The sequence below is a fragment of the Hymenobacter sp. HSC-4F20 genome (assembly GCF_019599275.1).
In the GTDB taxonomy this organism is placed as follows: Bacteria; Bacteroidota; Bacteroidia; order Cytophagales; family Hymenobacteraceae; genus Hymenobacter.
Genome location: NZ_JAHZTD010000003.1, coordinates 112310 through 135766 on the forward strand (window position 1 = coordinate 112310; position 23457 = coordinate 135766).

Annotated in this window: 23 protein-coding genes; 16 read left to right on the forward strand and 7 right to left on the reverse strand. The window is 58.9% G+C overall.

Annotation, left to right across the window (positions count from 1 at the left end):
- The first annotated feature begins 128 nt into the window (after positions 1-128).
- On the forward strand, positions 129-1691 hold the full coding sequence (gene lysS / locus K3G63_RS16475) for a lysine--tRNA ligase (protein ID WP_220615227.1): 1563 nt from the start codon (positions 129-131) through the stop codon (positions 1689-1691).
- 577 nt (positions 1692-2268) lie between these two features.
- Here the strand turns inward: lysS and K3G63_RS16480 are convergent.
- Both K3G63_RS16480 and K3G63_RS23095 read right to left on the reverse strand, forming a co-directional pair.
- Positions 2269-2628, reverse strand: coding sequence for a YtxH domain-containing protein (locus tag K3G63_RS16480; RefSeq protein ID WP_220615228.1), 360 nt, complete (start codon positions 2626-2628; stop codon positions 2269-2271).
- A 197-nt stretch (positions 2629-2825) separates the two neighbouring features.
- Complete coding sequence (locus K3G63_RS23095; protein ID WP_220615229.1) at positions 2826-3260, reverse strand: CsbD family protein; 435 nt, start codon at positions 3258-3260, stop codon at positions 2826-2828.
- A gap of 245 nt (positions 3261-3505) precedes the next feature.
- Here K3G63_RS23095 and K3G63_RS16490 point away from each other — a divergent pair, with 245 nt between their 5' ends.
- Positions 3506-3751, forward strand: a complete 246-nt coding sequence (locus K3G63_RS16490; protein ID WP_220615230.1) for a Kazal-type serine protease inhibitor — start codon at positions 3506-3508, stop codon at positions 3749-3751.
- A gap of 67 nt (positions 3752-3818) precedes the next feature.
- Positions 3819-4190, forward strand: a complete 372-nt coding sequence (locus K3G63_RS16495; RefSeq protein ID WP_220615231.1) for a cupin domain-containing protein — start codon at positions 3819-3821, stop codon at positions 4188-4190.
- A gap of 60 nt (positions 4191-4250) precedes the next feature.
- Here the strand turns inward: K3G63_RS16495 and K3G63_RS16500 are convergent, their stop codons facing one another.
- The 3 genes from K3G63_RS16500 to K3G63_RS16510 form a co-directional block, all read right to left on the reverse strand.
- Positions 4251-5000: a LytTR family DNA-binding domain-containing protein gene (locus tag K3G63_RS16500; RefSeq protein WP_220615232.1), complete on the reverse strand. Its 750-nt coding sequence runs from the start codon at positions 4998-5000 to the stop codon at positions 4251-4253.
- Positions 4981-6039 carry a sensor histidine kinase gene (locus tag K3G63_RS16505; RefSeq protein WP_220615233.1) on the reverse strand — a complete coding sequence of 353 codons (1059 nt, stop codon included), beginning with the start codon at positions 6037-6039 and terminating at the stop codon, positions 4981-4983. Before K3G63_RS16505 ends, K3G63_RS16500 begins: the two co-directional genes overlap by 20 nt.
- 81 nt (positions 6040-6120) lie before the next feature.
- Positions 6121-6894, reverse strand: a complete 774-nt coding sequence (locus K3G63_RS16510) for a hypothetical protein (RefSeq protein WP_220615234.1) — start codon at positions 6892-6894, stop codon at positions 6121-6123.
- A gap of 192 nt (positions 6895-7086) precedes the next feature.
- On the opposite strand from K3G63_RS16510, the gene K3G63_RS16515 reads away from it, so the two are divergent.
- The 3 genes from K3G63_RS16515 to K3G63_RS16525 all read left to right on the forward strand — a co-directional run bounded on the left by K3G63_RS16515 (position 7087) and on the right by K3G63_RS16525 (position 10531).
- Positions 7087-7947: a dienelactone hydrolase family protein gene (locus K3G63_RS16515; RefSeq protein WP_220615235.1), complete on the forward strand. Its 861-nt coding sequence runs from the start codon at positions 7087-7089 to the stop codon at positions 7945-7947.
- A 14-nt stretch (positions 7948-7961) separates the two neighbouring features.
- A complete protein-coding gene (locus K3G63_RS16520; RefSeq protein WP_220615236.1) occupies positions 7962-8591 on the forward strand; it encodes a hypothetical protein in 630 nt (209 codons plus the stop codon).
- Between the two features lie 485 nt (positions 8592-9076).
- A complete protein-coding gene (locus tag K3G63_RS16525) occupies positions 9077-10531 on the forward strand; it encodes a carbohydrate-binding protein (protein WP_220615237.1) in 1455 nt (484 codons plus the stop codon).
- A gap of 151 nt (positions 10532-10682) precedes the next feature.
- Here the strand turns inward: K3G63_RS16525 and K3G63_RS16530 are convergent, their stop codons facing one another.
- On the reverse strand, positions 10683-12257 hold the full coding sequence (locus K3G63_RS16530; protein WP_220615238.1) for a M20/M25/M40 family metallo-hydrolase: 1575 nt from the start codon (positions 12255-12257) through the stop codon (positions 10683-10685).
- 254 nt (positions 12258-12511) lie between these two features.
- Positions 12512-14749 carry a xanthine dehydrogenase family protein molybdopterin-binding subunit gene (locus K3G63_RS16535; RefSeq protein WP_220615239.1) on the reverse strand — a complete coding sequence of 746 codons (2238 nt, stop codon included), beginning with the start codon at positions 14747-14749 and terminating at the stop codon, positions 12512-12514.
- A 271-nt stretch (positions 14750-15020) separates the two neighbouring features.
- Between K3G63_RS16535 and K3G63_RS16540 the strand changes: the two genes are divergently transcribed.
- The 10 genes from K3G63_RS16540 to K3G63_RS16585 all read left to right on the forward strand — a co-directional run bounded on the left by K3G63_RS16540 (position 15021) and on the right by K3G63_RS16585 (position 23380).
- The gene (locus tag K3G63_RS16540; RefSeq protein WP_220615240.1) at positions 15021-15818 is read left to right on the forward strand and encodes an alpha/beta fold hydrolase; all 798 of its coding nucleotides are present in this window, start codon (positions 15021-15023) and stop codon (positions 15816-15818) included.
- Between the two features lie 43 nt (positions 15819-15861).
- Positions 15862-16152: an antibiotic biosynthesis monooxygenase gene (locus K3G63_RS16545; RefSeq protein WP_220615241.1), complete on the forward strand. Its 291-nt coding sequence runs from the start codon at positions 15862-15864 to the stop codon at positions 16150-16152.
- 32 nt (positions 16153-16184) lie between these two features.
- Positions 16185-16658 (forward strand): hypothetical protein, encoded by a 474-nt coding sequence (locus K3G63_RS16550; RefSeq protein WP_220615242.1) that lies wholly within the window; start codon positions 16185-16187, stop codon positions 16656-16658.
- Positions 16659-16730: 72 nt separating this feature from the next.
- Complete coding sequence (locus K3G63_RS16555; protein WP_220615243.1) at positions 16731-18542, forward strand: ABC transporter ATP-binding protein; 1812 nt, start codon at positions 16731-16733, stop codon at positions 18540-18542.
- 62 nt (positions 18543-18604) lie between these two features.
- Entirely contained in the window at positions 18605-18973 is a 369-nt protein-coding gene (locus K3G63_RS16560) for a hypothetical protein (RefSeq protein ID WP_220615244.1), read from the forward strand.
- A gap of 253 nt (positions 18974-19226) precedes the next feature.
- A complete protein-coding gene (locus tag K3G63_RS16565; protein WP_220615245.1) occupies positions 19227-19490 on the forward strand; it encodes a barstar family protein in 264 nt (87 codons plus the stop codon).
- Positions 19491-19655: 165 nt separating this feature from the next.
- Positions 19656-20735 carry an SDR family oxidoreductase gene (locus K3G63_RS16570; protein WP_220615246.1) on the forward strand — a complete coding sequence of 360 codons (1080 nt, stop codon included), beginning with the start codon at positions 19656-19658 and terminating at the stop codon, positions 20733-20735.
- A 284-nt stretch (positions 20736-21019) separates the two neighbouring features.
- Positions 21020-21778, forward strand: coding sequence for a DUF4272 domain-containing protein (locus K3G63_RS16575; RefSeq protein WP_220615247.1), 759 nt, complete (start codon positions 21020-21022; stop codon positions 21776-21778).
- A gap of 65 nt (positions 21779-21843) precedes the next feature.
- On the forward strand, positions 21844-22863 hold the full coding sequence (locus tag K3G63_RS16580; RefSeq protein ID WP_220615248.1) for a hypothetical protein: 1020 nt from the start codon (positions 21844-21846) through the stop codon (positions 22861-22863).
- Positions 22864-22930: 67 nt separating this feature from the next.
- Positions 22931-23380 carry an ACT domain-containing protein gene (locus tag K3G63_RS16585; RefSeq protein ID WP_310794604.1) on the forward strand — a complete coding sequence of 150 codons (450 nt, stop codon included), beginning with the start codon at positions 22931-22933 and terminating at the stop codon, positions 23378-23380.
- Positions 23381-23457: the final 77 nt, after the last annotated feature.

Here is a 23457-nt window from a genome sequence, read left to right on the forward strand (position 1 = left end):
TACCACCACTACATTTTGGGCAACTATCCAACTCTTCGGTGGTTTATGCAAATAAGTGTGGGAGCCGCGCTATTTTTGCAGCTTGACTTTACTAGCCCCGCGTGGGCTTTCTTTTTAGACCTTGTACCATGCAGCACCTCAGCGAACAGGAGATAATCCGTCGTGGCAAATTGGAAGAGCTCCAGAAGCTCGGCATTGAGCCCTACCCCTCCGAGCTGTTCGACGTGAACTTCTACGCCCAGGAGATTCTCGAGAACTACCACCCCGAGCTCAATAACTTTCAGGATGTCAGCCTGGCCGGCCGCCTGATGTCGATTCGGGTAAAGGGCAAGGCCTCGTTCGCGGAGCTGCAGGACGCCTCGGGCCGCATTCAGCTTTACATCAACCGCGACGAAATTTGCCCCGGTGAAGACAAGGAGCTGTATAACACGGTATTTAAGAAGCTCGTGGACCTCGGCGACTTCGTGGGCGTGAAGGGCCATGTGTTCAAGACGATGGTAGGCGAAACCTCCATCCACGTAACCGGCTTCACGCTGCTAAGCAAGAGTCTGCGCCCCCTGCCCGTGGTAAAAGAGCGGGTAGATGAAGCCACCGGCGAGAAAATCACCTACGACGCCTTCACCGACCCCGAGCAGCGCTACCGCCAGCGCTACGTGGACCTAGTAGTAAACCCGCACGTGCGCGACGCTTTCGTGAAGCGGACCCAGCTGGTACAGGCTATGCGCAACTACCTCAACGACAAAGGTTACCTGGAGGTGGAAACGCCCATCCTGCAGCCTTTATACGGTGGCGCGGCGGCCCGTCCGTTCAAAACCCACCACAACACGCTGGACATGACGCTCTACCTGCGCATTGCCAACGAACTGTACCTGAAGCGCCTCATCGTGGGTGGTTTCGACGGGGTGTATGAATTCTCAAAGGACTTCCGTAACGAAGGCATGAGCCGGTTCCACAACCCGGAGTTCACCCAAATGGAGCTGTACGTAGCCTACAAAGACTACTACTGGATGATGGACTTGGTAGAGGAAATGGTGGAGCGCGTAGCCCTCACGCTGCATGGCAAAACCGAAGTGCAGGTGGGCGAGAACCTCATCAACTTCCAGCGCCCTTGGAAGCGCTTTACCATGGCCGAATCCATTGAGCACTACACGGGCTTCAACATTGATGGCAAGAGCGAGGAAGAACTGCGCGCCGCCGCCAAGGACCTGAAAGTGGCCCTCGACCCGAGCATGGGCAAAGCCAAAATCATCGACGAAATCTTCGGAGAACATGTGGAGCCCAAGCTGATTCAGCCCACGTTCATCACCGACTACCCCGTGGAAATGTCGCCGCTGGCCAAGAAGCACCGCAGCAAGCCGGGCCTGGTAGAGCGCTTTGAGGCTATTTGCAACGGCAAGGAAATCTGCAACGCCTTCTCGGAGCTAAACGACCCCATCGACCAGCGCCAGCGCTTCGAAGACCAACTGGAACTGGGCAAGCGCGGCGACACCGAGGCTATGGTGCTCGACGAGGACTTCCTGCGGGCTCTGGAGTACGGCATGCCGCCTACGGCCGGTCTGGGCATCGGCATTGACCGCCTGAGCATGATCATGACCAACTCCAACTCCATTCAGGATGTGCTGTTCTTCCCGCAGATGAAGCCGGAGTACACCAAATCAGAAAACGCGCCGAAGCCTGAGGCGGAAGCGTAGTTTCCTACCCCCTGAAACGTCAGAAAGCCTCCCGCTAATAAGCAGCGGGAGGCTTTCTTTTGTAACTGACTAATTCTGTCCGCTGAACAGCCTTTGCCTGAAGAAGCTTGCGATGGGCCTGTACGATTTTACTACCAAGGTTTGTTAACCATTCCTTTGTAGAAGCTCTACAGCCGGCAATTTTACGACAGGTGCGTATCCAACTTCTTGTAAGTCGGTTATGATAGCTTTAACGGGGTAGCTCAACCAAGGTTACGCTTACCGAAAATATTTTTGGCAAGTGAAGCTAATTATAGCTGCCCGCACTTTACTACCCCGTAAAATCAGAAAGCCTCCCGCTAAATAAATGCGAGAGGCTCTCCTTATAATACAACTAGCTTACCCTTCCGATTAGGTTTACAGAAGAAGTGTGCGATGGGCCACGTTCGATTTTACTGACGGGTTGTTTGACCAGATCCTGTCAGAAGCTCAACGAGCCGGCAATTTTACTTACTGTAAATTCTCCAATCTTCTTTTAAGCCGATTGTATATTCTTTAACGGCGCCGTGGGAACAAGGTTACCAGTTTCCGAAAAAAATTACGATTTGTAGCCCGGGTAGTGCCGGGAGTCGCCGCCAACGCCGTCGTAGTCAGAGTCAGCGTCGCTGGAAGTAGAGACTTCGTAGGCTGAATCGCTCAAGGAATTCAAGAGCGTGTCGGCCGCTGTACGGTCGGTGCGAATTTGCTCGGAGTCTACTTCGTCGGTTTTGAGTGAGCCAAGGCCTGCTTTTCCTTGCTTGAGTAACTTAGCCAGGTCGTCGCCCCACTTTGAGGCCGACTTTTTCAGGTTGGCGCGGGTAGCGTCGCCGGTTTCGGGAGCCAGCAGCAGCCCGGCCACCGCTCCGGCGGTAGCTCCAACCAGCAGGGAGAGGATTACTTTGCCTTTCGTGTCTTCCATGAGGCAGAACAGGTTTGAAGGTGAGCGTACTAGCTTCCGGCAACGCACCGGGCTACTGGTACAACGCGAAAAGTATAGAGTAGGTTAAATATTGTTTTCGAAGCAGGTTGGATACCCTCTCCGGGGGTAGCACCTCAGCAAAAAGCCCCCACCAGCTGGGCTGGCAGGGGCTCTCAATTCGCAAAAGCCGGAGTGGCTTACAGTTCGTTGAGCAGCTTTACAATCTCCTGTTTGGCTTTGCCCAGTTTGTTTTGCAGACGGCCGATCAGCTCGTCGCCCTGGCCTTCAGCGTACTCCAGGTCTTCGTCGGTCAGCTGCGCATACTGCTGCTTCAGCTTGCCTTTGGCTTCGTCCCAGCTGCCTTTCAGCTTCAGCTTGGAGCCAGCACCTGTAATGCCCAGGTCTTCCAGCTTCTCAATGTAGCCTTTGAACTTAGAGTCCAGGTCTTCACCGTATTTGGCAAGTTGTTCGCCCAGCTGGCCGCTGTATTTGGTAGCAGCGCTGCCCAGCTTGCTGCGGGTAGCCGTACCTTTGTCGGGGGCCATCAGCAGGCCAGCAATAATACCAGCACCGGCACCAGCCAGAGCAGCGAGGAGAATTTTACCCGAGTTGTCTTCTTCGTGGTAGGACATGATTCGTAGGGGGAGAGAAATGAAAAATAGGGTTCAGGATAAATCCCAACTTCCCGAGCCAAAGCCAGGGCAGGCGCCGCATAGGTAACGGGCCATTGTACAGGATATGGGCAGCTATACGGCGTGGAGTGGTCGAGGTTTTGCACCAATATAAAAATTAGCTAAGTAAAATATTAGGTCAACCCTATTTAATACCGTCTAACGACAGTCCTTTACCTTTAGCGCCACACACCTCTCTTTTACTTATGCGAAAAACCCTTGTTTTCGGTGCTTTTCTGCTTTCCACAGTCGCCTGCCAGCGCACCCCAGCTTCCACGGCCCAGTCTTCCTATATCGACGAAAGCAAAATCAAGAAAGACGCTATGTGCACGATGGACTACAAGCCGGTATGCGGCTGCGACGGCAAAACCTACGGCAACGCCTGCCAGGCCAGCAACGCCGGTGTCACCAGCTTCACGGAGGGCGAGTGCGCCCAGAAAACCAGCAACTAGCCCCTACCCTATCCTACCCAGCGAAGCCCTGCGCTAAGGCTTTGCCCATACTTTGTTTTTCCTCACTATGTCTGAAAAGCGCTATTTCCGCCAGCAGAACCCGTTTATCGTCCCGACTACGGACGGTAAGCTGATTGAAGAGCACATTGGCTTGGCCAGCACCGGCACGGGCCAGTACAGCGTGGCGCACATGGTAGCGCCGCCGCAGTGGAGCGAGCCCCACCAGCGCCCGGAGTTTGATGAGGTAACGATAGTCGTGCGGGGCCGCAAGCGGTTTGAAATAGACGGCGAGGTAGTAGAGCTGGGCGCCGGCGAATCGTTGCTGATTAAGGCCGGCGCCCGGGTGCGCTACTCCAACCCCTTCGACCAGGAATGTGAGTACTGGTCGATTTGTGTGCCCGCGTTCAGCCCGGCTACTGTGAACCGGGAAGAAGAATAGCGGCCTTTCACCCTAGTATCAACCCAACTGCCGCGGTGGCTGCAAGGAAAGCGCTTACTGCTATCCTTGCAGCCACTTGCGCAGCTCTGGGGTGCGGTGCGAGCTGCTGGTAAGGGTAGTGGCCGGGGCTTTCAGGTGTACTACCAGCGTGTCGTTGAAATATGGCTCCAGGCGCTCAACGGCTCGCAAGTGCACTATTTCGGTGCGGTTGAGGCGGAAAAATTGCGCGGGGTCGAGCACAGTTTCTAGCTGGCTGAGGGTTTCGTTGAGCACAAAAGCCCGGCCCTGCCTATCCAGGGCGTGGGTAACGCCGTTGCGTAGCTGGAAATACGCCAGATCAGCTACGTCGAGCAAGTATAGGCCCGCGCGGCTCTTGCTCACCAGCCGGGTTTTGTAGCGCGGGGCCGGGGCTACGTGCGCCGCCAGCTGCTGCAGCAAGGCTCCCTGAAACGACTGCCGGAGGCGCTCAAACTTCTGCAGGGCCGCCGCGAACTGCGGGTATTGCACTGGCTTGAGCACGTAGGCAATGCCGTTCTGCTCGAAGGCCTGCACCAGAAACGTGTCGTAGGCCGTGATGAAGATAACTGGGCTCGTAACTGACACCTGCCCGAACAGCGCAAATATATTTCCGTCGAGCAGCTCAATGTCGGACAGAATCAGGTCGGGGGCCGGGTGCTGGCGTAGATAAGTGGCGGCCTCGCTTACCTGCTGGCATTCGGCCACGATGGTAGCGGCAGGCTGGTACTGCTGCACAAACCGACGCAACTGAGCGGCGGCGGGCTCCTCGTCCTCAATCAGCAGAATGTGCATGGGCAGGCATGGATAAGGCCGCTGCCAGGGGCAGCGTAACGGTAAAAGAATCGTTGGTGGCGGCTATACGCACGGGCGCAGCAGCCACCAGCGCCACGCGGGCCTGCAGACCCGCCAGGCCACTGCCCGCACCAGGCACGGAGTGCGGACGGGGGCGCCGGTCGTTGCGCACTTCAATTTCAGCGGGCAGAATCCGCAGGCTAATACGAAGGGGCTGGCTGCGACTGGCCAAATTGTGCTTCACAGCATTGGTAAGCAGCTCTTGCAGCACTCCAGGTGGTAGTAGCAGGTTGTGGAGTTGCTCAGGAGTAGCCTGCACCTCTTCCTCAAACTGATAGGCCGCGCCAAACCGGCAGCGCAGCAGCTCGCAGTAGTCGCGGGCAAACGTCAACTCTTCTGCTACCGGTACTACCTCCTGCTCGCGGGTACGCACGAGGTAGCGGTACACCTCGGCCAAGTGCCCTATATAAGTATGGGCAGCTTCGTTACCGGGCTCAATAAGAGCGGCCAGAATATTGAGGTTGTTAAACAAGAAGTGCGGATCGACGTGCTGCTGCAAGGCCTGCAGCTTGGCCCGGGCCGCTTCCTTTTCGAGGCGCTCCAACTCCAGGCGCACCTGGCCGGCGTGCTGCTGGTACAGGAAGGGCAAGTAGATGCTGCCCACCAGCAGATACAGAAACACATCGGAAGAGAAACCCCGCACCACCGCGTACCAGCCGCCATAGTCGCCCTGGCCCACGCCCGAAAGCACCAGCCCAGCTTGCAGTAACTGCTTGAGTAGGATAAACAGCAGTGCCCCGCGCCAGAGCAGGCCGAAGTAGTAACCCGCCCGGCCGCTGGCCCGGCCTCGTTGCGTAGCGCGGGCGTGCAGCCGGTCGAGCAGGTACACCACCAGCAAGGCTTCCAGAAACGTCCAGAACGGCGCGTCGGGGAACAGGTAGAACTCCTCTGCCCGCACGGCCATGGTCAGGCGCGTGTAGAGGGCCAGCAGCACCGACAGGCCGAGCACCAACAAGTAAAACCAGAGCTTCTTGCGCATATAAGCGGGAAGTTACTAGGTGAGGCCCGATGCCTACCCTCCTGGCAGGTATCAAGCCTCAACGCTGGGTATATATCTACTCTACAGGCCGGCCGCTTTTACATCTTTGCCCTGCTCATCCAGGAAGCGAAGCACGGGCTGGTTGTTTTTATCGACGCCAATGGTGAGGCGGGTGCGGCCCTGAGCATCCTTGAAGTCGAGGGTGGACTGGTCGGTGTTGGCGACCAGCATCACGCGGGTTTCGCCGCGCTGGTCGGCCATTATCATGGCCGATGACCGGCCGGCAGTGGTGCCCACGTATAAGCGCCGCATTAGCCCTAGCTTCCCTTCCTTCACGGCCTGCTCCTTCTGCTCAGGGGTAGCACTTGTATACTTCTCCTCCAGAGCCGTTATGGATTCGGTGGGAGCGTCGCTGAACGTGAGGCCAGCCTTGTAGCCCCCGCCCTGCTCCTGGTAGTTCAAGGCAATAACCTGGTCCTGCCCAAACCGATCGAAGGACAAATGGCCACCGGCCGATACCTTGCCGTTGGCGTCTTTTTCGCCCCCGAAGATCAGGCCGCCGCACTCCTCGCCCTTGTCATTGTAGAAGAGCATACCGGGGTGTGGGCGCTTGTAGTCGAGGTGCTTGCCGTCGATGGTGACGCCCTGCGGGAAGCGCGCCTTGTTGCTCATCAGCATTTTCACAGTGCCGTCGCGCTCCACTAGGTTCAGGCGCTCCACCGATACTTCGCCGAAGCGCACCGGCTTATCGGGCTTGCCGAAGGCGCAGAGCAGCACGACCAGAGGCAGAAGGGTAGTGACCAAGGCATAGGCTTTGAGAAACTTCACGTCGCGGGCGAGGTTGCGAGTATCCATGGGGGTAGTAGCTGAGGTGAGAAGATTCCCAAAACTGCTGCTCACCTCGGCCGGAAACAGGCGAATTCGCGGGAGTGCCGGAAAAATCGGCGGAGCGCCGGAAAAGCCGGCGTGAGTGCCGCGCCGCCTACCCCGACAAGAAGCATCAAACCCTTACCTTGCTGCTCTACCTTCACTCCCACTCTACCGGCTATGGATCAGCGCATCATCAACCTGTTCGACGAGTACACCCACGCCCCGCTTACCCGCAAGGAGTTTCTGGACCGGCTGGTGAAGCTGGCCGGTGGCACGGCCCTGGCCGCGGCCGCTCTGGCCGTGTTGGAGCCCGGCTACGCCCAGGCCGCCACCGTACCCACCGACGATGAGGACCTGGTGACGGAGGAGGCTACCTGGCCCGGCGAGGCCGGCGTGACCATGAAGGGCTACCTGGTGCACCCGAAAGGCAAAAAGAAGCGCGGCGCCGTGGTGGTCATCCATGAAAACCGGGGCCTTACCCCGCACATCAAGGACGTAACGCGCCGCGTGGCCAAGGCGGGTTACCTGGCGTTGGGAGTTGACGCCCTGTCGGTATTTGGCGGCACTCCGGCCAATGAAGATGAAGGCCGCACCCTCATTGGCAAGCTGGATAAGCAGCAGAACTTGGGCAACTACCTAGCCGCTCTGCGCTACCTCCGCCAGCGCCCCGACTCTAATGGCCGCACCGGCTGCGTGGGCTTCTGCTGGGGCGGGGCCATGGCCAACAGCCTCGCTACCCATGATCCGCAGCTGAATGCCGCCGTGGCCTACTACGGCACCCAGCCGCCCGCCGAGGAAGTGCCCAACATCAAAGCCGCCCTGCTGCTACACTATGCCGCCCTCGATGAGCGAGTAAATGCCGGCATGCCTGCCTACGAAGCCGCTCTGAAAGCCGCTGGCATCAAGTATGAGCAGTACGTGTACCCAGGCGTAAACCACGCCTTCAACAACGACTCTTCCCCGGCCCGCTACAACGCCGAGGCTGCCCAGCTGGCTTGGAGTCGCACGCTTAAGTTATTTAAAGAGAAGCTCAGCTAACGCTGCCACTACCCATGAAGCTCCCTTTTTCTCACCTGGCCGCGCCCTTGCTGGCCGTTGTGCTGGGCGGATCCGCCGCGGCCGGCTGCCAAGACAATTCTGCCCGCACAGACGGCACTCCCCTGGCCACCCGCACCGACAGCGTCGCCCAAGCCGCCTTGCCTCCGGAAGAGCCAGAGGAATACCTGGACCTGCGGGCCATGACCCTTAATGGCAAGCAGCCCCTGGTGGGCAGCACCGCCGGCCTGTTCGCCCTGCTGGGCCAGCCCGACAGCCTGGTAACGCCTAACATGGGCGAGGTATGCACCTCCTACTACAAGCGCACGTTCCGCTACGCCCACTTCCGGCACAGCCAGTGGGAGATATACGGCGACACGGCCGTGATTGGCACTATTACCTTTCGGGGGCATCCGGAGGTGGAGCTGCACACGCCCACCATTCTGCTCAACCAGAACACTACCCTCAAGGCCCTGGCCCAGGCATTTCCGCAGGGCGTAAAAACCCAGAAGAAGATACCCGTGTATGGCATGGGCAAGCTCACGGCCGTAAGCCTACCCACCGGCGAGGCGGCGGGTGAAAATGCCTGGATTCTGTTTTTCGACGAAGGCAAGCTCGTAAGAATAGACTATTGGCTTCCTTGCTGAAGCCAGGCGCCCTGTTCTCCTTCGCCGCCTAGTTTCTCGCTTTTCGTGCGCCCGGCTGCCGTACTCTAATGGCGGGGCGTAGCAGCTTAGGCCCCGGTGAGGCTAGAATAAACCCGCGTAACATATTGTAGAAAACTTTGGCTATTGGACTCTTTTCTACTTGTTTTTTAGCCGACTTGGCGTGGCCCAACCAACGCCGTGAGCAGGGCCCAATGCCCCGGTAAAGGCCTTCCGCGGAATGTGAGGTAAGTGTATAGCGCCTAATCCGGGCGCGGGCGGGGCGGTAGGGTAGCACTTGCGTTTGGGTAAGTAACCCGGATATATTGGGGCTGTGCTTTGGTCCGGCCGCTGCTGAAGTTTCCCTTCACGGCTAGTTTTAGCCAGCTTCCGAAGCGCTTTGGCCCGGCTCAAGCCGCTACCCCCGGGGAGCGGTGCCACTGGTGCCTCCCCGCTGCTCTTCTTTCCACCAAACTCCCACACAACCAATGAAACACCAGTTTACCTCCCTCTTGGGAGCGGCTGCGCTATGCGTGCTCGGCTCCGCTTCCTCCCACGCCCAAACCTACCAGCAGGTATGGGCCGATGAATTCACCACCGGCATTGGCCCGAGCTGGGTATTTGAAACCGGCGGCGGCGGCTGGGGCAACAACGAGAAGCAGTACTACCAGCGCGCCAACGCCACCGTAGTAAATGGCATTCTACAGATTACGGCCAAGAAAGAGACGGTAGGCGGTATGCCCTACACCTCCTCGCGTATGAAAACGCAGGGCCTGAAAGACTTTAAGTTCGGCAAGATTGAAGCCCGCATGAAGCTGCCCCTGGGCCAAGGCCTGTGGCCGGCCTTCTGGATGCTGGGCAGCAACATCAATACGGTGAGCTGGCCGGCCTGCGGCGAAATCGACGTGATGGAGCACATCAATGCCGAAAACAAGGTGTATGGCACCGTGCACTGGGACAGCAACGGCCACGCCGAGTACGGTGGCAACATCATCACTACCCCCCAGGACTACCACGTGTACTCCATCGAGTGGGAGCCTACCTACATCCGCTGGTTTGTGGATGGGGTGAAGTACCACGAAATCAACATTACCAACGGCACGGGTAGCACCGAGGAGTTTCAGCGCCCTTTCTTTCTGCTGCTGAACCTGGCCGTAGCCGGCAACTGGCCCGGCCAAACCGTGGACGAAAGCAAGCTGCCCGCCACCATGTACGTGGACTACGTGCGGGTGTACCAGAAAAGCGGCACCACTACCCCGCCGCCAACTGGCTCTACGGTTACCATTCAGGCCGAAAGCTACAGTTCCATGAACGGGGTGCAGCTGGAAACCACCACCGACGCAGGCGGCGGCCAGAACGTATCCTACATTGACGCCGGCGACTGGATGGCCTACAACAACATCAATTTCCCCACCTCCGGCACGTACACCATTGAGTACCGCGTGGCCAGCCCCAGCGGCGGCACGCTGTCATCGGACCTCAACGCGGGCGCCATTCAACTGGGCAACACCACTATTCCGGCCACCGGCGGCTGGCAGAACTGGACGACCGTATCGAAAACGGTGAACGTGAATGCGGGCACCTACAACTTCGGGGTGTTTGCGCAAACCGGCGGCTGGAACCTCAACTGGATTCGGATTACAAAAGCGGCGGCCCGCCCCGCTACGGTAACTGCCACGGCAGGTAGCGAGGAGGCCAAGAGCCTGGGCGTGTATCCTAACCCTTACACTCCCGGCTCAGCCCTCACCATTCAGCTTCCTGGCCAAGACCTGTCGCCTGCTCAGGTGCAGATTGTAGATGCGCAAGGCAAGAAGGTGTGGCAGACTACTGCCTTCGGCTCGGAAGTGAAAGTAGACAAAGAGTTGCCCCTACGCAGCGGCATGTACCTGATTCAGGTGACAAACGCTACCGGCACTTCCGTGCAGAAGCTGCTGGTACGATAACCAGCCTGAGAGGCGAGGCGTAGCTTATCGGCTTCTTCGTCAACCTCCCACGCTGACTACAATAACAAGCCCCTACCCTCGTGCAGAAGGTAGGGGCTTGTTGGTACTGGAGGGGGTAGTATCATACCCCACTCACTGAAGTAACCAGGAACTACATGCGCTGCTCAGGCTTAGCGGCGGGCAGAGGTTTGCGGGGCAGCTTTTGGTCGCGCATGGCGGCCTGGTACACAAAGGAAGCCACCAGCACGGAGGCCTGCTTCATGTCGTCGGCGGGCAGACGCTCGTAGGTGTCCATGTTGGTGTGGTGAGTGCGGGTGCCGTAGTCCAGCGGGTCTTGGATGAACTGAAACCCGGGCAGGCCCACCGCGTCAAAGGAGAGGTGGTCGGTGCCACCGGTATTGCGCAGGGTAACGGTGGTAGCCCCCATATCGGCGAAGGGCTTGAGCCACTCCTGGAAGATGGGAGCAGCGGCCTCATTGCCCTGGGCGTAGATACCGCGGATTTTGCCGGCGCCATTATCGAGGTTGAAGTAAGCGGCCAGCTTTTCGTGCTCGGGCAGCAGCTTCATAGTGGCGGGGTCGGCGAAGTGGTTTTTCACGTAGTTGCGTGAGCCGAACAGTCCCTGCTCTTCCTCGCCCCAGAGAGCAATCCGGATGGTACGGCGGGGCTGCACACCAGCGGCTTTCAGAATCCGGACAGCTTCCATCATCACGGCGCAGCCGGCGGCGTTGTCGGTGGCCCCGGTGGCAGCGTGCCAGGAGTCGAGGTGGGCGCCCAGCATCACAATTTCACTTTTGAGCTTTTTGTCGGTGCCCGGAATTTCGGCTACCACGTTGTAGCCCTTCAGGTCCTGGGTTTGGAAGCGGGTGCGGGTTTCCAGCTCAATTTCTACCGGAATGCCGGCTTCGGCCAGGCGGATAAGGCGTAGCTGATCTTCGGGCGCCATCTCCAGCTCGGGCAATACGGGCTTGGCGTCGGCGGCGTAGGGGGCGCCGTTGCTGGTGAAGAAGGTGCCATCGGAGCCGCCGCGGCTGCTTAGCACGGCCGCCGCACCCTCGCTCAGCAGCATATCCGTCATTTTCGTGCGCAGGGCCAACAACGCCCGGCGCTGCGCCATGCGCTGCTCCATTTCTGCCGTGGCGGGGGTAGCGGCGGCAGGCGCTTCGGGCTTGAAGGCTGCCATTTTCTGCAGCTCCTCGTCGGTGTAGCGGCGGGCGTCGGCCTCGAAGGAGGTTTTGGGGGCCGTTACGTCCAGCAGCACAATCTTGTCGCGCAGTTGGCCTTTGTACTTGTCTAGCTCGGCTTCGGTGGTAGCTTTTACCACAATTACCTGCTTTTTGAGCGGGCCATTGGTGCTGGGCGTCCAGGCTTTGGGTGCGCCGATGAGGGTGTGGTAGTAGGGGGCCGTCATGGCCACGTACGATTTTTCGATGTCCCAGCCGCGGCCGAACGTACCCCAGGGCTCAATAGCCGCCTTGGCCAGGCCCCAGCCGGCCAACTGCTTTTGCGTCCACTGGTTGGCGCGGTTAAGCCCTTCGGAATTAGCCAGGCGCGGACCACAGACGTCGGTGAGGTAAAAAGCCGTTTCCATCACCTTGGAGCGGTTCATGCCTTCATCCTTGATTTTAGCCAGCGTGGCCTGATCGGCTTTGGTTCCCTGTTGGGCTACGGAAGGGGCGGCTACCGCAAGGCTGCCTGCCAGCGCCAGGAGTCGAAATGCGTTCATTCAGCAGAAGTAGTTGTGGAAAAGATGATTTCGGAAGATAAAGAACCGAAACGAACGGCAACGTTGCGCCGCCGACGCCTAACGGGCTATTTGCTTTTCTGCTTCCCTGTAAGTTGCCTTTTCTGGATAGCCCACCCGTGCCGGGTTCTTTCCCTTCGCCCGAGGCCGAAACCGTACACCTTCCCGCGCAGGGCTCAGGATGAGCCGTTCTTCTTGCGGCAAAAGGGTTTTCGTTGCTACCCTCTCTCCTGCCGCTAAACTTCCGGCTTTGCTGCGAGTATTCTGGCGGGGGTGATGGGCAGCTCCCGCATGCGTTTGCCCGTGGCGTGGTACACGGCGTTGGCCACGGCGGCCGTGAAGCCGATGAGGCCGATTTCGCCCATGCCTTTGGCGCCCATCGGGTCGAGGTGGGGGTCAGGCTCATCCACGAAAATGACGTCGATATCGGGGATGTCGGCATTGACGGGCACGTGGTACTCGGCCAGCTGGTTGTTCACGTAACGCCCGAACCGGTGGTCCATGCGCGCCTCCTCCAGCAGAGCCAAGCCGATGCCCCACACCACGGAGCCGTACACCTGGCTGCGGGCCGTTTTGGGGTTGAGCACCCGCCCCACGTCCAGGGCCGATACTACCCGGCTTACCCGCACCGTGCCCGTGGGCTCGTGCACGCGCACTTCCACGAAGTTGGCGCAGAACGATTTGCCGGAGTACTGCTCCTGCTCGGGGCCTTTGTCTGCTTCACGGGTCAGGTCGAGGCCAATCAGGCTGTGTTCCCGCAGAATATCGGGGTAGGAAAGCTGCTGCAGGCGGTGCACCTGCCGCACCACCCCATTTTCCGCTACCACATCCGTGGGCTTCAGCTTCCGCTCGGCCCAGGCCGGCGCCCGCAGGGCCAACTCTACTACCTGCTGCCGTAAGGCCCTGCAAACGGTATGCACCGCCGAGCCTACGGAAGCGGCCGTGTGCGAGCCAAACTGGCCTGGCGCGGGCGGCAGGGCAGAGTCGCCCAGCTCGAAGCGGATATTTTCCACGGGTACGCCGCTGGCATCGGCAGCAATCTGGCTCATGATGGTGGCCGTCCCGGGCCCTACGTCGGCGGTGGCGCTCTGCACCACCAGGCGCCCATCGGCGAAAAGCTGGGCCCGGGCGGCGGCTTTCGTGCGCTCAGCTTTGTAAATGCCCATGCTCATGCCCCAGCCCACCAGCCACTCGCCCGCCCGGGTGGCGCGGGGCCGGGCCGGTCGTTTGCTCCAGCCAAACCGCTCGGCGCCCTGCTCGTAGCAGGCGCGCAGCTGGTTGCTCGACCAGGGTTTGCCCCCATTGGGGTCGACCTCGGCGAAGTTGCGGCGGCGCAGTTCCAGCGGGTCCATGCGCAGCGCATACGCCAATTCATCCATGGCCGACTCCAGGGCGAAAGAGCCGCTGGCTTCGCCGGGGCCGCGCGTCCAGGCCGGGGTGCTCAGGTCGAGGTCTACCAGCTGATACCTGGTAGTAAGGTTGGGGCAGCGGTAAGCCGACCTGGTCGGATCGACGATGCGCTCCGTGAATTCTTCGTGGCGGGAGGTTTGCCCGTAGGCTTCATGGGTGATGGCCACCAACTGCCCGTCGGGCGTGGCCCCTACCCCCACCTCCTGAATGGAATAGGGCCGGTAGCCTACCAGATTAAACAGCTGGCTTCGCGCCAGCACCACCTTCACCGGGCGCCCTACCAGCTTGGCCCCCAGAATAGCCGCCACCTCCTGGGGCCAGATGCGCGAGGCGCCCCCGAACGCCCCACCCACCACCGGGGAATGCACCTGTACCCCGTCCTCGGGCAGCTGAAACATGCGCCGCAGGTCCTGCTTGGCCAGGGCGGGGGCCTGGGTTTTGTTGTAGACCGTTAGCACAGGGCCGTTCCAGTGGGCAATGGCGGCGTGGGGCTCCATAGGATTGTGCACTTGCACAGCCGTGCGGTACTGCTGTTTTACTTGCACAGGTGCCTGCTGGTACGCGCTTGCCTGCCCGCGCAGGGTATCCTCGCCTCTCTTAGGCTTACGGCTCCGGGCAAGGTGAGCCACCAGGTTGGTTTCGGGCACGGTAGGCGCGTAGCGCACACGCACCAGCGCGGCGGCGTGCTGGGCACGCTCCAGGGTATCGGCAATGGCCAGGGCTACCGGCTGGTTGCTGAAGTGAATCTGCTCGTCGTAAAATACCCGGTGTTCCTGGCCTTCCAGGCGGGGGTTGTTGTTGGCCTGGGCAGCCTGATAGGCAGGTACGCCGGGGGAGTTCCGGTAGGTGAGAACAGCCAGCACGCCCGGAGCTTTTTCGGCGGCGCGGGTGTCCAGCTCCTGAATACGCCCGCGGGCAATAGTGCTGGTTACCAGCACCCCATGCACCAGCTCAGCCACTGCGTGCTCAGCCGCGTAGCGCGCCTGACCGGTGACTTTTGCCCGCCCATCTACGCGGCTGAGCGGGCAGCCCGTGCTGGGAGTAGCGGACGCTTGGATTTCCATAGCAGAGAGTATAAACAGGGTACTGGGCTGCCCACGGAGAACTTCCGCGTCGCCCTCCCGGCTGTCTACGAATGAGCCCCCGGAAAGGCTTCACCTGCCAACTGTCGCCACCGGGTGACGGCGGATTTCAGCCTACCCAGCCGCTTGAGACCTGGATGCCACAACACGGCCGCTTTCCCCGCATGAGCCGCTTTCCTTTTTTGAAACCAGGCTATTCTATTCCGCTATTTTTTAGCTATTTCTACGTATACGTTTTGTAAATTATTACAACATGGTCGATGTACTGAAGCGCAATAACGTCCGGGTACTGGGGCGAGGAAGACGGACCTTGCTGTTTGTCAATGGCTTTGGCTGCGACCAAAGCATTTGGCGCTACATCATCCCGGCCTTTTCCGAGCAGTTCCACCTGGTGCTCTTCGACCACGTAGGTGCCGGCCAGTCGGACCCGAGCTCCTACCAAGAAGCAAAGTATGCCTCTCTGAATGGCTACGCCGAGGATTTGCTTGAAATTTGCCATCGCCTCACTCTGCAGCAGGTTACCCTCGTGGGCCACTCAGTAGGCGCTGTTATTGGGTCACTGGCCGCTATCCGGGAGCCTCAGCTTTTTCGTCAGCTGATTTTGCTTTGTCCCTCGGCCTACTACCTCAACGAGCCCGGCTACCATGGCGGCTTCGACCGGACGGACGTGGAACAGATGTTGCGCTTCATGGAAACGGACTACGTTGGCTGGGTCGACTCGTTTGTGCCGTTTATTATGGGCAATCCTGACCGGCCTTCCCTGGTGGCGGAACTCACGCATAGCTTCTGCCAAAACGACCCCACCATTGCCAAGCAGTTTGCCCGGGTCACATTTCTCTCGGACAATCGGGCCGATGTAACCAAGCTGCGCGTGCCTTGCCTGCTGCTGCAGTGCGCCGAAGACCTGATTGCCCCGCCGGAAGTGGGCGACTATCTGCACTCCGCTATTCCGGGCTCTACGCTGATTACCCTGCCCGTAACCGGGCACTGCCCGCACGTCAGTGCCCCTACTGAAACGCTGGAGGCCATTGAAGCCTATCTGGTTGCCTGACAGCAAACGGCTGCTTACCCCTCTGCCCGCCACTGCCTTTGCCATGACCGTCGAATACATCCGCTACCGCATTGCCGCCGGGCAACAGCTGGCTTTTGAGGAGGCTGTCCGCCATGCCAATCAGCTACTAGAAGCCGCCCCCGACTGCTTAAGCTACCAGCTCGCTCAGTGTGAGGAAGACCAGGAACTGTTCGTCTGGCGCATCGAGTGGACCTCGGTGGAGAGCCACCTGAACGGCTTTCGCAAAAGCGCAGAGTTCGGGACGTTTTTCCAACTCGTGAAGCCGTTTTATGCGAGCATTCAGGAAATGAACCATTACGCGGTGGTGGAATAAAAATGAGCACATGAAGCAATAGGGTCCTGCCTATGAAGCACACAGTACAGTTCACTACGTCATACAGTCAGTTCTATATCTACGATAGGGATTCTCCGGGCGCTACTGACTTATCGGAATTCTGGTCTGGCTCAGCATTTGACGATAAGCTCGCTATTGAAGATGGTATTCTAGGAGTTAGCATCGGTACCTATAGCTATGTCAATGTCACAATTACTCTGCTAGAACAACGCAACGAGGTTGTCTCTTTTGACGCTTGTGACCATGCAGTAGAAGCTATTTTAGAAATCAAATCTGGGACGCTACAGATTCTGGATTGCCCAAGCTCAACCCTAGAATATAAGATGTCGGTCAGCCCTGGGGTTTACCGGGTGAGAGTAGGTTCTTTAGGCTTGGATTCAATCGTAGATTCAGATGAAGAAGCTGATGACTACTACACAATTGAACTTTGGCCTGAGCCTCCTTCCCCAAGACAGGTACTTAAGCGCTATGCTTGTAATTGGTAGCGCTACGTCTATAACCCCACTCCCGCAAAGCTCGTCTAACCGGCTACCCCTCACCTAGCCCCGCACGACCCAATGAGCCTCTGGGAGATTATTAAGCGTCTCTTTCCCTACGTCCGCCCCTACCGTGGGCTGGTTATTGCCACGCTGCTGCTCACGCTGGTGGGCTCGTTGGCGGCCCAGGTCAACCCCTTTGTGCTGCGCTACACCGTGGATACGGTGCAGGGGCTGCTCAGCCGCAATGCCTCGCTGGCTGCGGGCATGCCCATGCTGCTGCTCGTGAGCGGGCTGCTGCTGGGTAAGGAAATCATCAACACCTTCATTCAGTTCGGGCAGAAGTTCTACGGCGAGAAAATCCGCATCAACGTTTCCAGCACCCTTATTCAGGATGCGGTGCACAAAGTACTCAGCTACCAGCTCGGCTTTTACTCCGACAGCGGCAACCAGACGGGCAAGCTGCAAACGCGCATCGACCGGGGCGTGGAAAGCCTGATGAAGCTGGTGCAGAACTTCTTTATCGACATTCTGCCGCTATTTGCTAATTCCATTGTGGCCCTGGTGGTTATGTTCATGGCCAACATGTATGTGGGCCTGGTGGCGGTGGCGGTGCTGCCGGTGTACTTCTGGCTTAGCTACCGCCAGGCCGATAAGCTCAACGGCACCCGCCGGGCCCTGCGCGGCCTGCGTGAGGCCCGCAGCCAGGGCCTGGTCAACCTCATCGATTCGGCGGTGGTTATCAAGAGCTTCGTGCGCGAGGACTACGAGGAAGAAAAGCAGGCCCAAACCCAGCGCAACCTACAGGAAGCTCAACTGGAAACGCGCAAAACCAACTTCCTCTACGACGGTCTCAAGACCTTTACCGAGCAGATTGGGGTAGTGCTCATCATCATCCTGACGGCCTACCTGGTACTCGACCGGCAGATCAGCATCGGGGCCATTATGTTCCACATTCTGCTGTTCAACAACGTGTCGGCGCCCATCCGGCAGCTGCACCGCATCTACGACGAGATGAACGACGCCCTTACCTACTCGGAGGGCTTCTTCGACATTCTCGACGCCCACGACGCCGTGGAGCCCACCGGCCTGCTCCAGCCCGAGCACCTGCACGGCACCTTCGACATCTGCAACGTGGACTTCACCTACCCCAGCGGTACCCAGGCCCTGCACGACGTATGCCTGACGATTGAGGCGGGCAAAACTACGGCCCTAGTGGGCCTGAGCGGGGCCGGCAAGAGCACCATCATCAACCTGCTCTGCAAGTTCTACGCCCCCGACCGTGGCAACATGCTGCTCGACGGCAAGCCCCTGGCTGACTATAATACCCACGCCCTGCGCCAGCAAATCGGGCTGGTATTGCAAAAAAACCACATTTTCAAGGGCACCATTGAGGAAAACATCCGCTACGGGGTAATGGACGCTACTCTGGAGCAGATTCAGCACGCCGCCAAACAAGCCTACCTGCACGAGCAGATCCTGGAGCTGCCCAAGGGCTACCAGAGCGACGCCCAGCAGCTTTCGGGCGGGCAGCAGCAGCGCATTGCCATTGCGAGGCTGTTCCTGAAAAATCCACCCATTATCTTCCTCGACGAGCCCACCGCCTCCCTCGACGCCATTGCCACCGAGCAAATCAAAAACTCCCTCGACGCCATCAAGCAGGGCCGCACGGTCGTCATCATTTCCCACAGCCTCGCCCAGATTGTGGATTCCGACTGCATCTATGTGATGAAGCAGGGCCGCATGGTGGAAAGCGGCACCCACGAGCAGCTCTACGACCTGCGCGGCACCTACCGCGAAATCTTCGACGCCTCCGCCCGCAGCCTCAACATTGAGAAGCTGGCCCGGGTGCTGGTGGACGACGGGGACGAAGTGGAGGATACGGCGGCATGAGTCCTTGATTTCCTTATCATTACAACCTACGCCTCCTCTGTCACAACATATTTTAGAAGCATATGGGCATGTTCGGTTACCACTTTTATTTCATCACTAATCCCTTCCAATCAGAAGTGATACACAGACTGCAATTACACTTTACTGAACCACTACTTATAACTCAGCCAGACCCTGAAAGCCTTGAAGTCAGAAATCCAGCTTACAAGAATAACCCCGTTTGGGTATACTGGGCAACTGAGCGCACACTGCCATTTCTACCGGAAACAATTGCTATTGCTCCGGAAATGGCTTCATTTAACAAGCTCCCATTTCCTGAGCTGCCGCATGAAATAGGTATTCGAGCTTTCTTTGATTCCGGACCAAACAAGTTAATAGATTCTACCAGGCAAGTGCTCCAAGAACTTGGCGGCAAATCCGAGCACCCATAAGCTGATTGGTTCGATGTGCAACGCGTGTCCCCCCGCACTGGCGCGAGTTTAGCGCAGCGTAACTCGTGACCAGCTATGATGGGGAGGCTGCGCCTCCCCTGCCGCCACAGCGGCAAGCTGGGGCCGCGTCGTTCGGGCGTTACTGTGATGACGGGCAAGTTGGAAACTCGCATCATACTCCGGCACGAGTTACGCTGCGCTAAACTCGCGCCAGCCATCAGTTGACTTTAGCATTCATCTGACCAATTCTACCATGACCCTCGACCTCACCGGCATCACCAGCAAAGCCGCCATTCACCAACTGTTCAAGGAAAAGCTGGGCTTTGAAGACTGGTACGGCCCGAGCTGGGACGCTTTCTGGGATTCCATCATTGCCATCGTGGAAATGCCGGAGCAGCTTACCCTAACCAACTGGCAGGAGTTTGCCGAGCACTGCCCCCGTGACATGCAGATTCTGCGGCAGGTAATTCATGACTACGATATCGAAATGGCCCCGAAGCGTATTGTGCTGGCCTAACGCTTCGCCTGCTCCGCGACTGGTGGCGGGCGTAGCCACGCGGGCTGAAAGAGCAGCTACGCTCTGCCCAATAGCCATCGACCGTTAACCATTTTCTACTCCGGCTGTTCTTTTGACTTTCGCCCCGCAGCATACGGCGGAAAATCAACAACCTGAACAGCAACCATGACTTCTGACCCGAATAGAATTGCCTTGGTAGTGGGCGTAAGCGGCATCATTGGCAGCAACCTTGCCCAGGAGCTACTGCGCAACGGCTGGACTACCTATGGCCTGGCCCGCAACCCTGGCACCGATGCAGCTGGCTTGCACCCGGTAGCCGCCGACTTGCTAGACCCGGCCAGCCTCGAAACAGCCTTGGCCGAGGTGCAGCCCACGCACGTATTCATCACCAGCTGGCTGCGCCAGGAAACGGAAGCCGAGAACATCCGCGTCAACGGGGGCATGGTGCGCAACTTGTTGGACGCATTGTCGCCGAAAGGCTCGGTGCAGCACGTGGCCCTGGTAACCGGGCTGAAGCACTACCTGGGGCCATTTGATGCCTACGCCAAGAGCGGTACGCTACCCCTCACGCCGGTGCGGGAGGAGCACCCCCGCCTCCCGCTCGACAACTTCTACTACGCCCAGGAAGACGAGGTATATGCCGCCGCGGCCCGCGACGGATTCGGTTGGAGCGTACATCGTCCGCACACCGTCATCGGCAAGGCCGTGGGCAACCAGATGAACATGGGCGTCACGCTGGCCGTGTACGCCACTATCTGCAAGGAAACCGGCCGCAAATTTCAGTTCCCCGGCTCGGAAGCGCAGTGGAACGGCCTCTCCGATGTAACGGACGCCCGGGTGCTGGCCAAACAGCTGGTGTGGGCCGCTACCACCGAGGGCGCCCGCAACCAGGCCTTCAACATCGTGAACGGCGACGTGTTCCGCTGGAGCTGGCTCTGGGGCCGGCTGGCCGACTGGTTTGGCGTGGAAGCCGCCGGCTTCGATGGCACCGTGCGCCCCCTGGAAGCCGAACTCGCCCACGACGCCGCCCTGTGGCGCGAAATTGCCGAACGCCACAGCCTGGCCGAGCCCGACCTGAACCGCCTGGCCTCGGCCTGGCACACCGACCTGGACCTGGGCCGGCCCATTGAGGTGATGACGGATATGGCAAAGAGCCGCAAGCTGGGTTTCCTGGTGTACCAGCCCACCGAGGAGTCGTTTTTCGACCTGTTTGAGCAGCTTCGCACCGACCGGCTGATTCCGTAACTCCTCGGCTGATTGCCCGAAAGCCGCTCCCGGCCGCTCTACCGCGAGTGGCTGGGAGCGGCTTTCGTTTTGCAGCTCAGGAGCGCCTCTGGGTGAGGTTGCTACTGGTCTGTTTGGCGAAAAGCGGCGGGTAGTCTTTCACTACCCCTTTCCCTTCGCAGAATCCCGGAGGCGCTGATGCGGCCGGAGCCCACGGCAAATAGATTGCACGTCTGAAGCAGATAAGTAAGTTTGTAACGTGTAGCCGCATGGCTAGGGCGCGTGCTTTACATCAGCAGCCAACAATGCGTACGTTTCAGGTACTTTTTCTTTCCCTTGCGCTTGGCTCTTGCAGCCACAACAACCAGCCGGAAGCAGCAGCGAATTTAACGGTTCCGGTAGAGCAGATTGCTGCCACCCCCGACCAACAGGCCAGACGAGCCAAGTCGGAAGCCTACTGCAAGGCGCATGCTATTCCGATGTATAGTAATCCTACGGCGCTGTTTGTCGACTCAGAGGCCGAGGCTACTATCCGCACGAAAGACGAAGTGGTGGACCGCGCGCTGGCGCTGTGCTACATCGGTTTGAAAGGCGAAGGACTGGCGCAGCGCTACCTGGATAAGATGGATCGGGATTATCACATCACGAGCAAGCTCACGCCCATCGAACTGGCCTTTGCAACGGCCGCGCACCCGACCGAGCAACAGAGAACCGACGCCACTTGGCGGTACGAAAGCCTGCACGTTATGCTGTGGGCCCTAAGTTTTGTTGATGACCTACCCTACCCCAACCAGATGTGTGATGTTGCCCACGACGCCAAGATTATCCACGATCTATCGGAAAAGGAATTCCGACAGAAAGCCAAGCTGAGAAGCAAGCAAGAAATCCTGGATCAGGCAGATTTAATCCTCCGCCTGGATTGGGCCTGTACCGACGCCCGGGTTACTAATGCCGCCATGCCAGGTAACCTCGACCAAGGTATTGTGTACGAACGGCACCATTCCCTTAACTGGCTTATCACCTACATGAACCAAGCCTGGGATGATGTAAGCACCGATACCTGATACCCGCGTCGTATCTGCTTCCTTCCTGCTAGAGCTTATCTACTCCCCCTGTTCTTCGCCGCCAGATGCCGCACCTTTCACGCCTCCTTCTCTTCGTTCTGGTGCTGCAAACGGCGGTGGCTACTGCCCAGAAAGCTCCGTTTACCTTTCACCCCATTCGCCTGCCCAAGGAAATAGCAGACCGGAACAACCAGTTCTCGGGGCTTCAGGTGCGCAACAATCAACTGCTGCTGCTATCCGAAAGCCGCCTGCAGGAGCGCGCCGAAGCCAAGGTGTATGCCCTGGACCTAGCCAGCATCGACAGCCAGCTAGCCCAGAAGTTGCCGGAGCAGGAGCTGGCGTACCGGAAATACCTCATCCGGAACCTGGACACCATCAGGGCCCGGCTTGACAGCGCTGGCCAAGTGTACGAGGGCCTGGAGGGCATGACGATGCTGGGCGAGGTGGCCTACTTCTCCATCGAAACGACTACCCCTTCGGCCTATTGCTACCTCATTAAAGGGGTGGTAGACGACGCCACGGCCAGTATTACCATTGATACTTCCTACCTGGTGCCACTAGCCAAACCGGCCCTCACCAACGGCAGCCACATCCACAACGCCGGCTTCGAGGCCATCAGCACCTACAACCAGAACCTGCTGCTGCTATTCGAATACAACTACTTCTCGCACGACAACTTCGCCTTCCAGCTTCCCGCCGCAGCCGCTACCCCCGATGTGCCGCACTACGTGTCGGTAGCCCGGCTCCCCTTCCGCCTGACGGACATGGTGCACACGGGCAAAAACCGTTTTACGGCCATCAATTATTTCTACAATGGTGCCGAAGACAGCGTGTACCGCAGCCCGGCCCCTGACCCGAACACCCGATTTATCCGGAGTGGCACCACGTATCAGAATTACTGCCGGCTTATCAGCCTGAAATACAAAGGCAACAACGTAAGCTGGAAGCCGCTGGTTGAGCTGCCCAAAGAATACATGACCTACAACTGGGAAGGCCTGGCGGCCTACCACGGGGGGTATTTCCTGATCAACGACAAGTACGGCCCGTCCAATCAGTCGACGTTGCTGTTCTTGCAGAAGAAGTAAGCAGCGCAAGGCCTGGCGTCGGCTAACAAGGACGCGGTGGGCCTGCTGGAAGGTTCTGGCTTGGAACGTGACTCTTGTTAATCTGGCCTTCCTGTCACTTAGCTCCTACCCCCGTATGCCCGGCGAAACCAACCTTACCCAACTGCTGCGTACCATGAAGCCGGAGTTGCAGCCGGGCACGTACGTATTTTGCACGGTCCCGTCGCTGGCCGGCCTCGACTTAACGGAGGTTATCGGCACGTTTCGGGAGCAGGAAGGCCTGACGGTTATTCTGCCCCAGGCCGCCGCCGACCGCCTGCACTTGCCCTACACCTTTGTGGCCGCCTGGATAACCCTGACGGTGCACTCGGCCCTGGAAGCAGTAGGGCTCACGGCAGCCTTTGCCCAGGCCCTGGCCCGTGGGGGCATAAGCTGCAACGTGGTTGCCGCCTACTACCACGACCACATCTTTGTGGCAGCTTCCGATGCCGCTAACGCCTTGCATGTTCTGGAGGAATTAGCCGAATCGGGCAACTAGGTGGTGGGCGTGCCCACAGATAAGCCGCACATTCGGCCGAAACCAGCACAGGAGTGACTAGCTTAGCTGCGTTAGCT

What these genes read in the sequence shown, in the direction of transcription:
- K3G63_RS16505 (WP_220615233.1), bottom strand. Translation starts at nt 6,039, where the DNA reads ATGCGCAAGAAGCTCTGGTTTTACTTGTTGGTGCTCGGCCTGTCGGTG.
- K3G63_RS16570 (WP_220615246.1), top strand. Translation starts at nt 19,656, where the DNA reads ATGACTTCTGACCCGAATAGAATTGCCTTGGTAGTGGGCGTAAGCGGC.
- K3G63_RS16540 (WP_220615240.1), top strand. Translation starts at nt 15,021, where the DNA reads ATGGTCGATGTACTGAAGCGCAATAACGTCCGGGTACTGGGGCGAGGA.
- K3G63_RS16525 (WP_220615237.1), top strand. Translation starts at nt 9,077, where the DNA reads ATGAAACACCAGTTTACCTCCCTCTTGGGAGCGGCTGCGCTATGCGTG.
- K3G63_RS16575 (WP_220615247.1), top strand. Translation starts at nt 21,020, where the DNA reads ATGCGTACGTTTCAGGTACTTTTTCTTTCCCTTGCGCTTGGCTCTTGC.
- K3G63_RS23095 (WP_220615229.1), bottom strand. Translation starts at nt 3,260, where the DNA reads ATGTCCTACCACGAAGAAGACAACTCGGGTAAAATTCTCCTCGCTGCT.
- K3G63_RS16535 (WP_220615239.1), bottom strand. Translation starts at nt 14,749, where the DNA reads ATGGAAATCCAAGCGTCCGCTACTCCCAGCACGGGCTGCCCGCTCAGC.
- K3G63_RS16580 (WP_220615248.1), top strand. Translation starts at nt 21,844, where the DNA reads ATGCCGCACCTTTCACGCCTCCTTCTCTTCGTTCTGGTGCTGCAAACG.
- K3G63_RS16550 (WP_220615242.1), top strand. Translation starts at nt 16,185, where the DNA reads ATGAAGCACACAGTACAGTTCACTACGTCATACAGTCAGTTCTATATC.
- K3G63_RS16520 (WP_220615236.1), top strand. Translation starts at nt 7,962, where the DNA reads ATGAAGCTCCCTTTTTCTCACCTGGCCGCGCCCTTGCTGGCCGTTGTG.
- K3G63_RS16565 (WP_220615245.1), top strand. Translation starts at nt 19,227, where the DNA reads ATGACCCTCGACCTCACCGGCATCACCAGCAAAGCCGCCATTCACCAA.
- K3G63_RS16510 (WP_220615234.1), bottom strand. Translation starts at nt 6,894, where the DNA reads ATGGATACTCGCAACCTCGCCCGCGACGTGAAGTTTCTCAAAGCCTAT.
- K3G63_RS16495 (WP_220615231.1), top strand. Translation starts at nt 3,819, where the DNA reads ATGTCTGAAAAGCGCTATTTCCGCCAGCAGAACCCGTTTATCGTCCCG.
- K3G63_RS16480 (WP_220615228.1), bottom strand. Translation starts at nt 2,628, where the DNA reads ATGGAAGACACGAAAGGCAAAGTAATCCTCTCCCTGCTGGTTGGAGCT.
- K3G63_RS16530 (WP_220615238.1), bottom strand. Translation starts at nt 12,257, where the DNA reads ATGAACGCATTTCGACTCCTGGCGCTGGCAGGCAGCCTTGCGGTAGCC.
- lysS (WP_220615227.1), top strand. Translation starts at nt 129, where the DNA reads ATGCAGCACCTCAGCGAACAGGAGATAATCCGTCGTGGCAAATTGGAA.
- K3G63_RS16560 (WP_220615244.1), top strand. Translation starts at nt 18,605, where the DNA reads ATGGGCATGTTCGGTTACCACTTTTATTTCATCACTAATCCCTTCCAA.
- K3G63_RS16545 (WP_220615241.1), top strand. Translation starts at nt 15,862, where the DNA reads ATGACCGTCGAATACATCCGCTACCGCATTGCCGCCGGGCAACAGCTG.
- K3G63_RS16515 (WP_220615235.1), top strand. Translation starts at nt 7,087, where the DNA reads ATGGATCAGCGCATCATCAACCTGTTCGACGAGTACACCCACGCCCCG.
- K3G63_RS16490 (WP_220615230.1), top strand. Translation starts at nt 3,506, where the DNA reads ATGCGAAAAACCCTTGTTTTCGGTGCTTTTCTGCTTTCCACAGTCGCC.
- K3G63_RS16500 (WP_220615232.1), bottom strand. Translation starts at nt 5,000, where the DNA reads ATGCACATTCTGCTGATTGAGGACGAGGAGCCCGCCGCCGCTCAGTTG.
- K3G63_RS16555 (WP_220615243.1), top strand. Translation starts at nt 16,731, where the DNA reads ATGAGCCTCTGGGAGATTATTAAGCGTCTCTTTCCCTACGTCCGCCCC.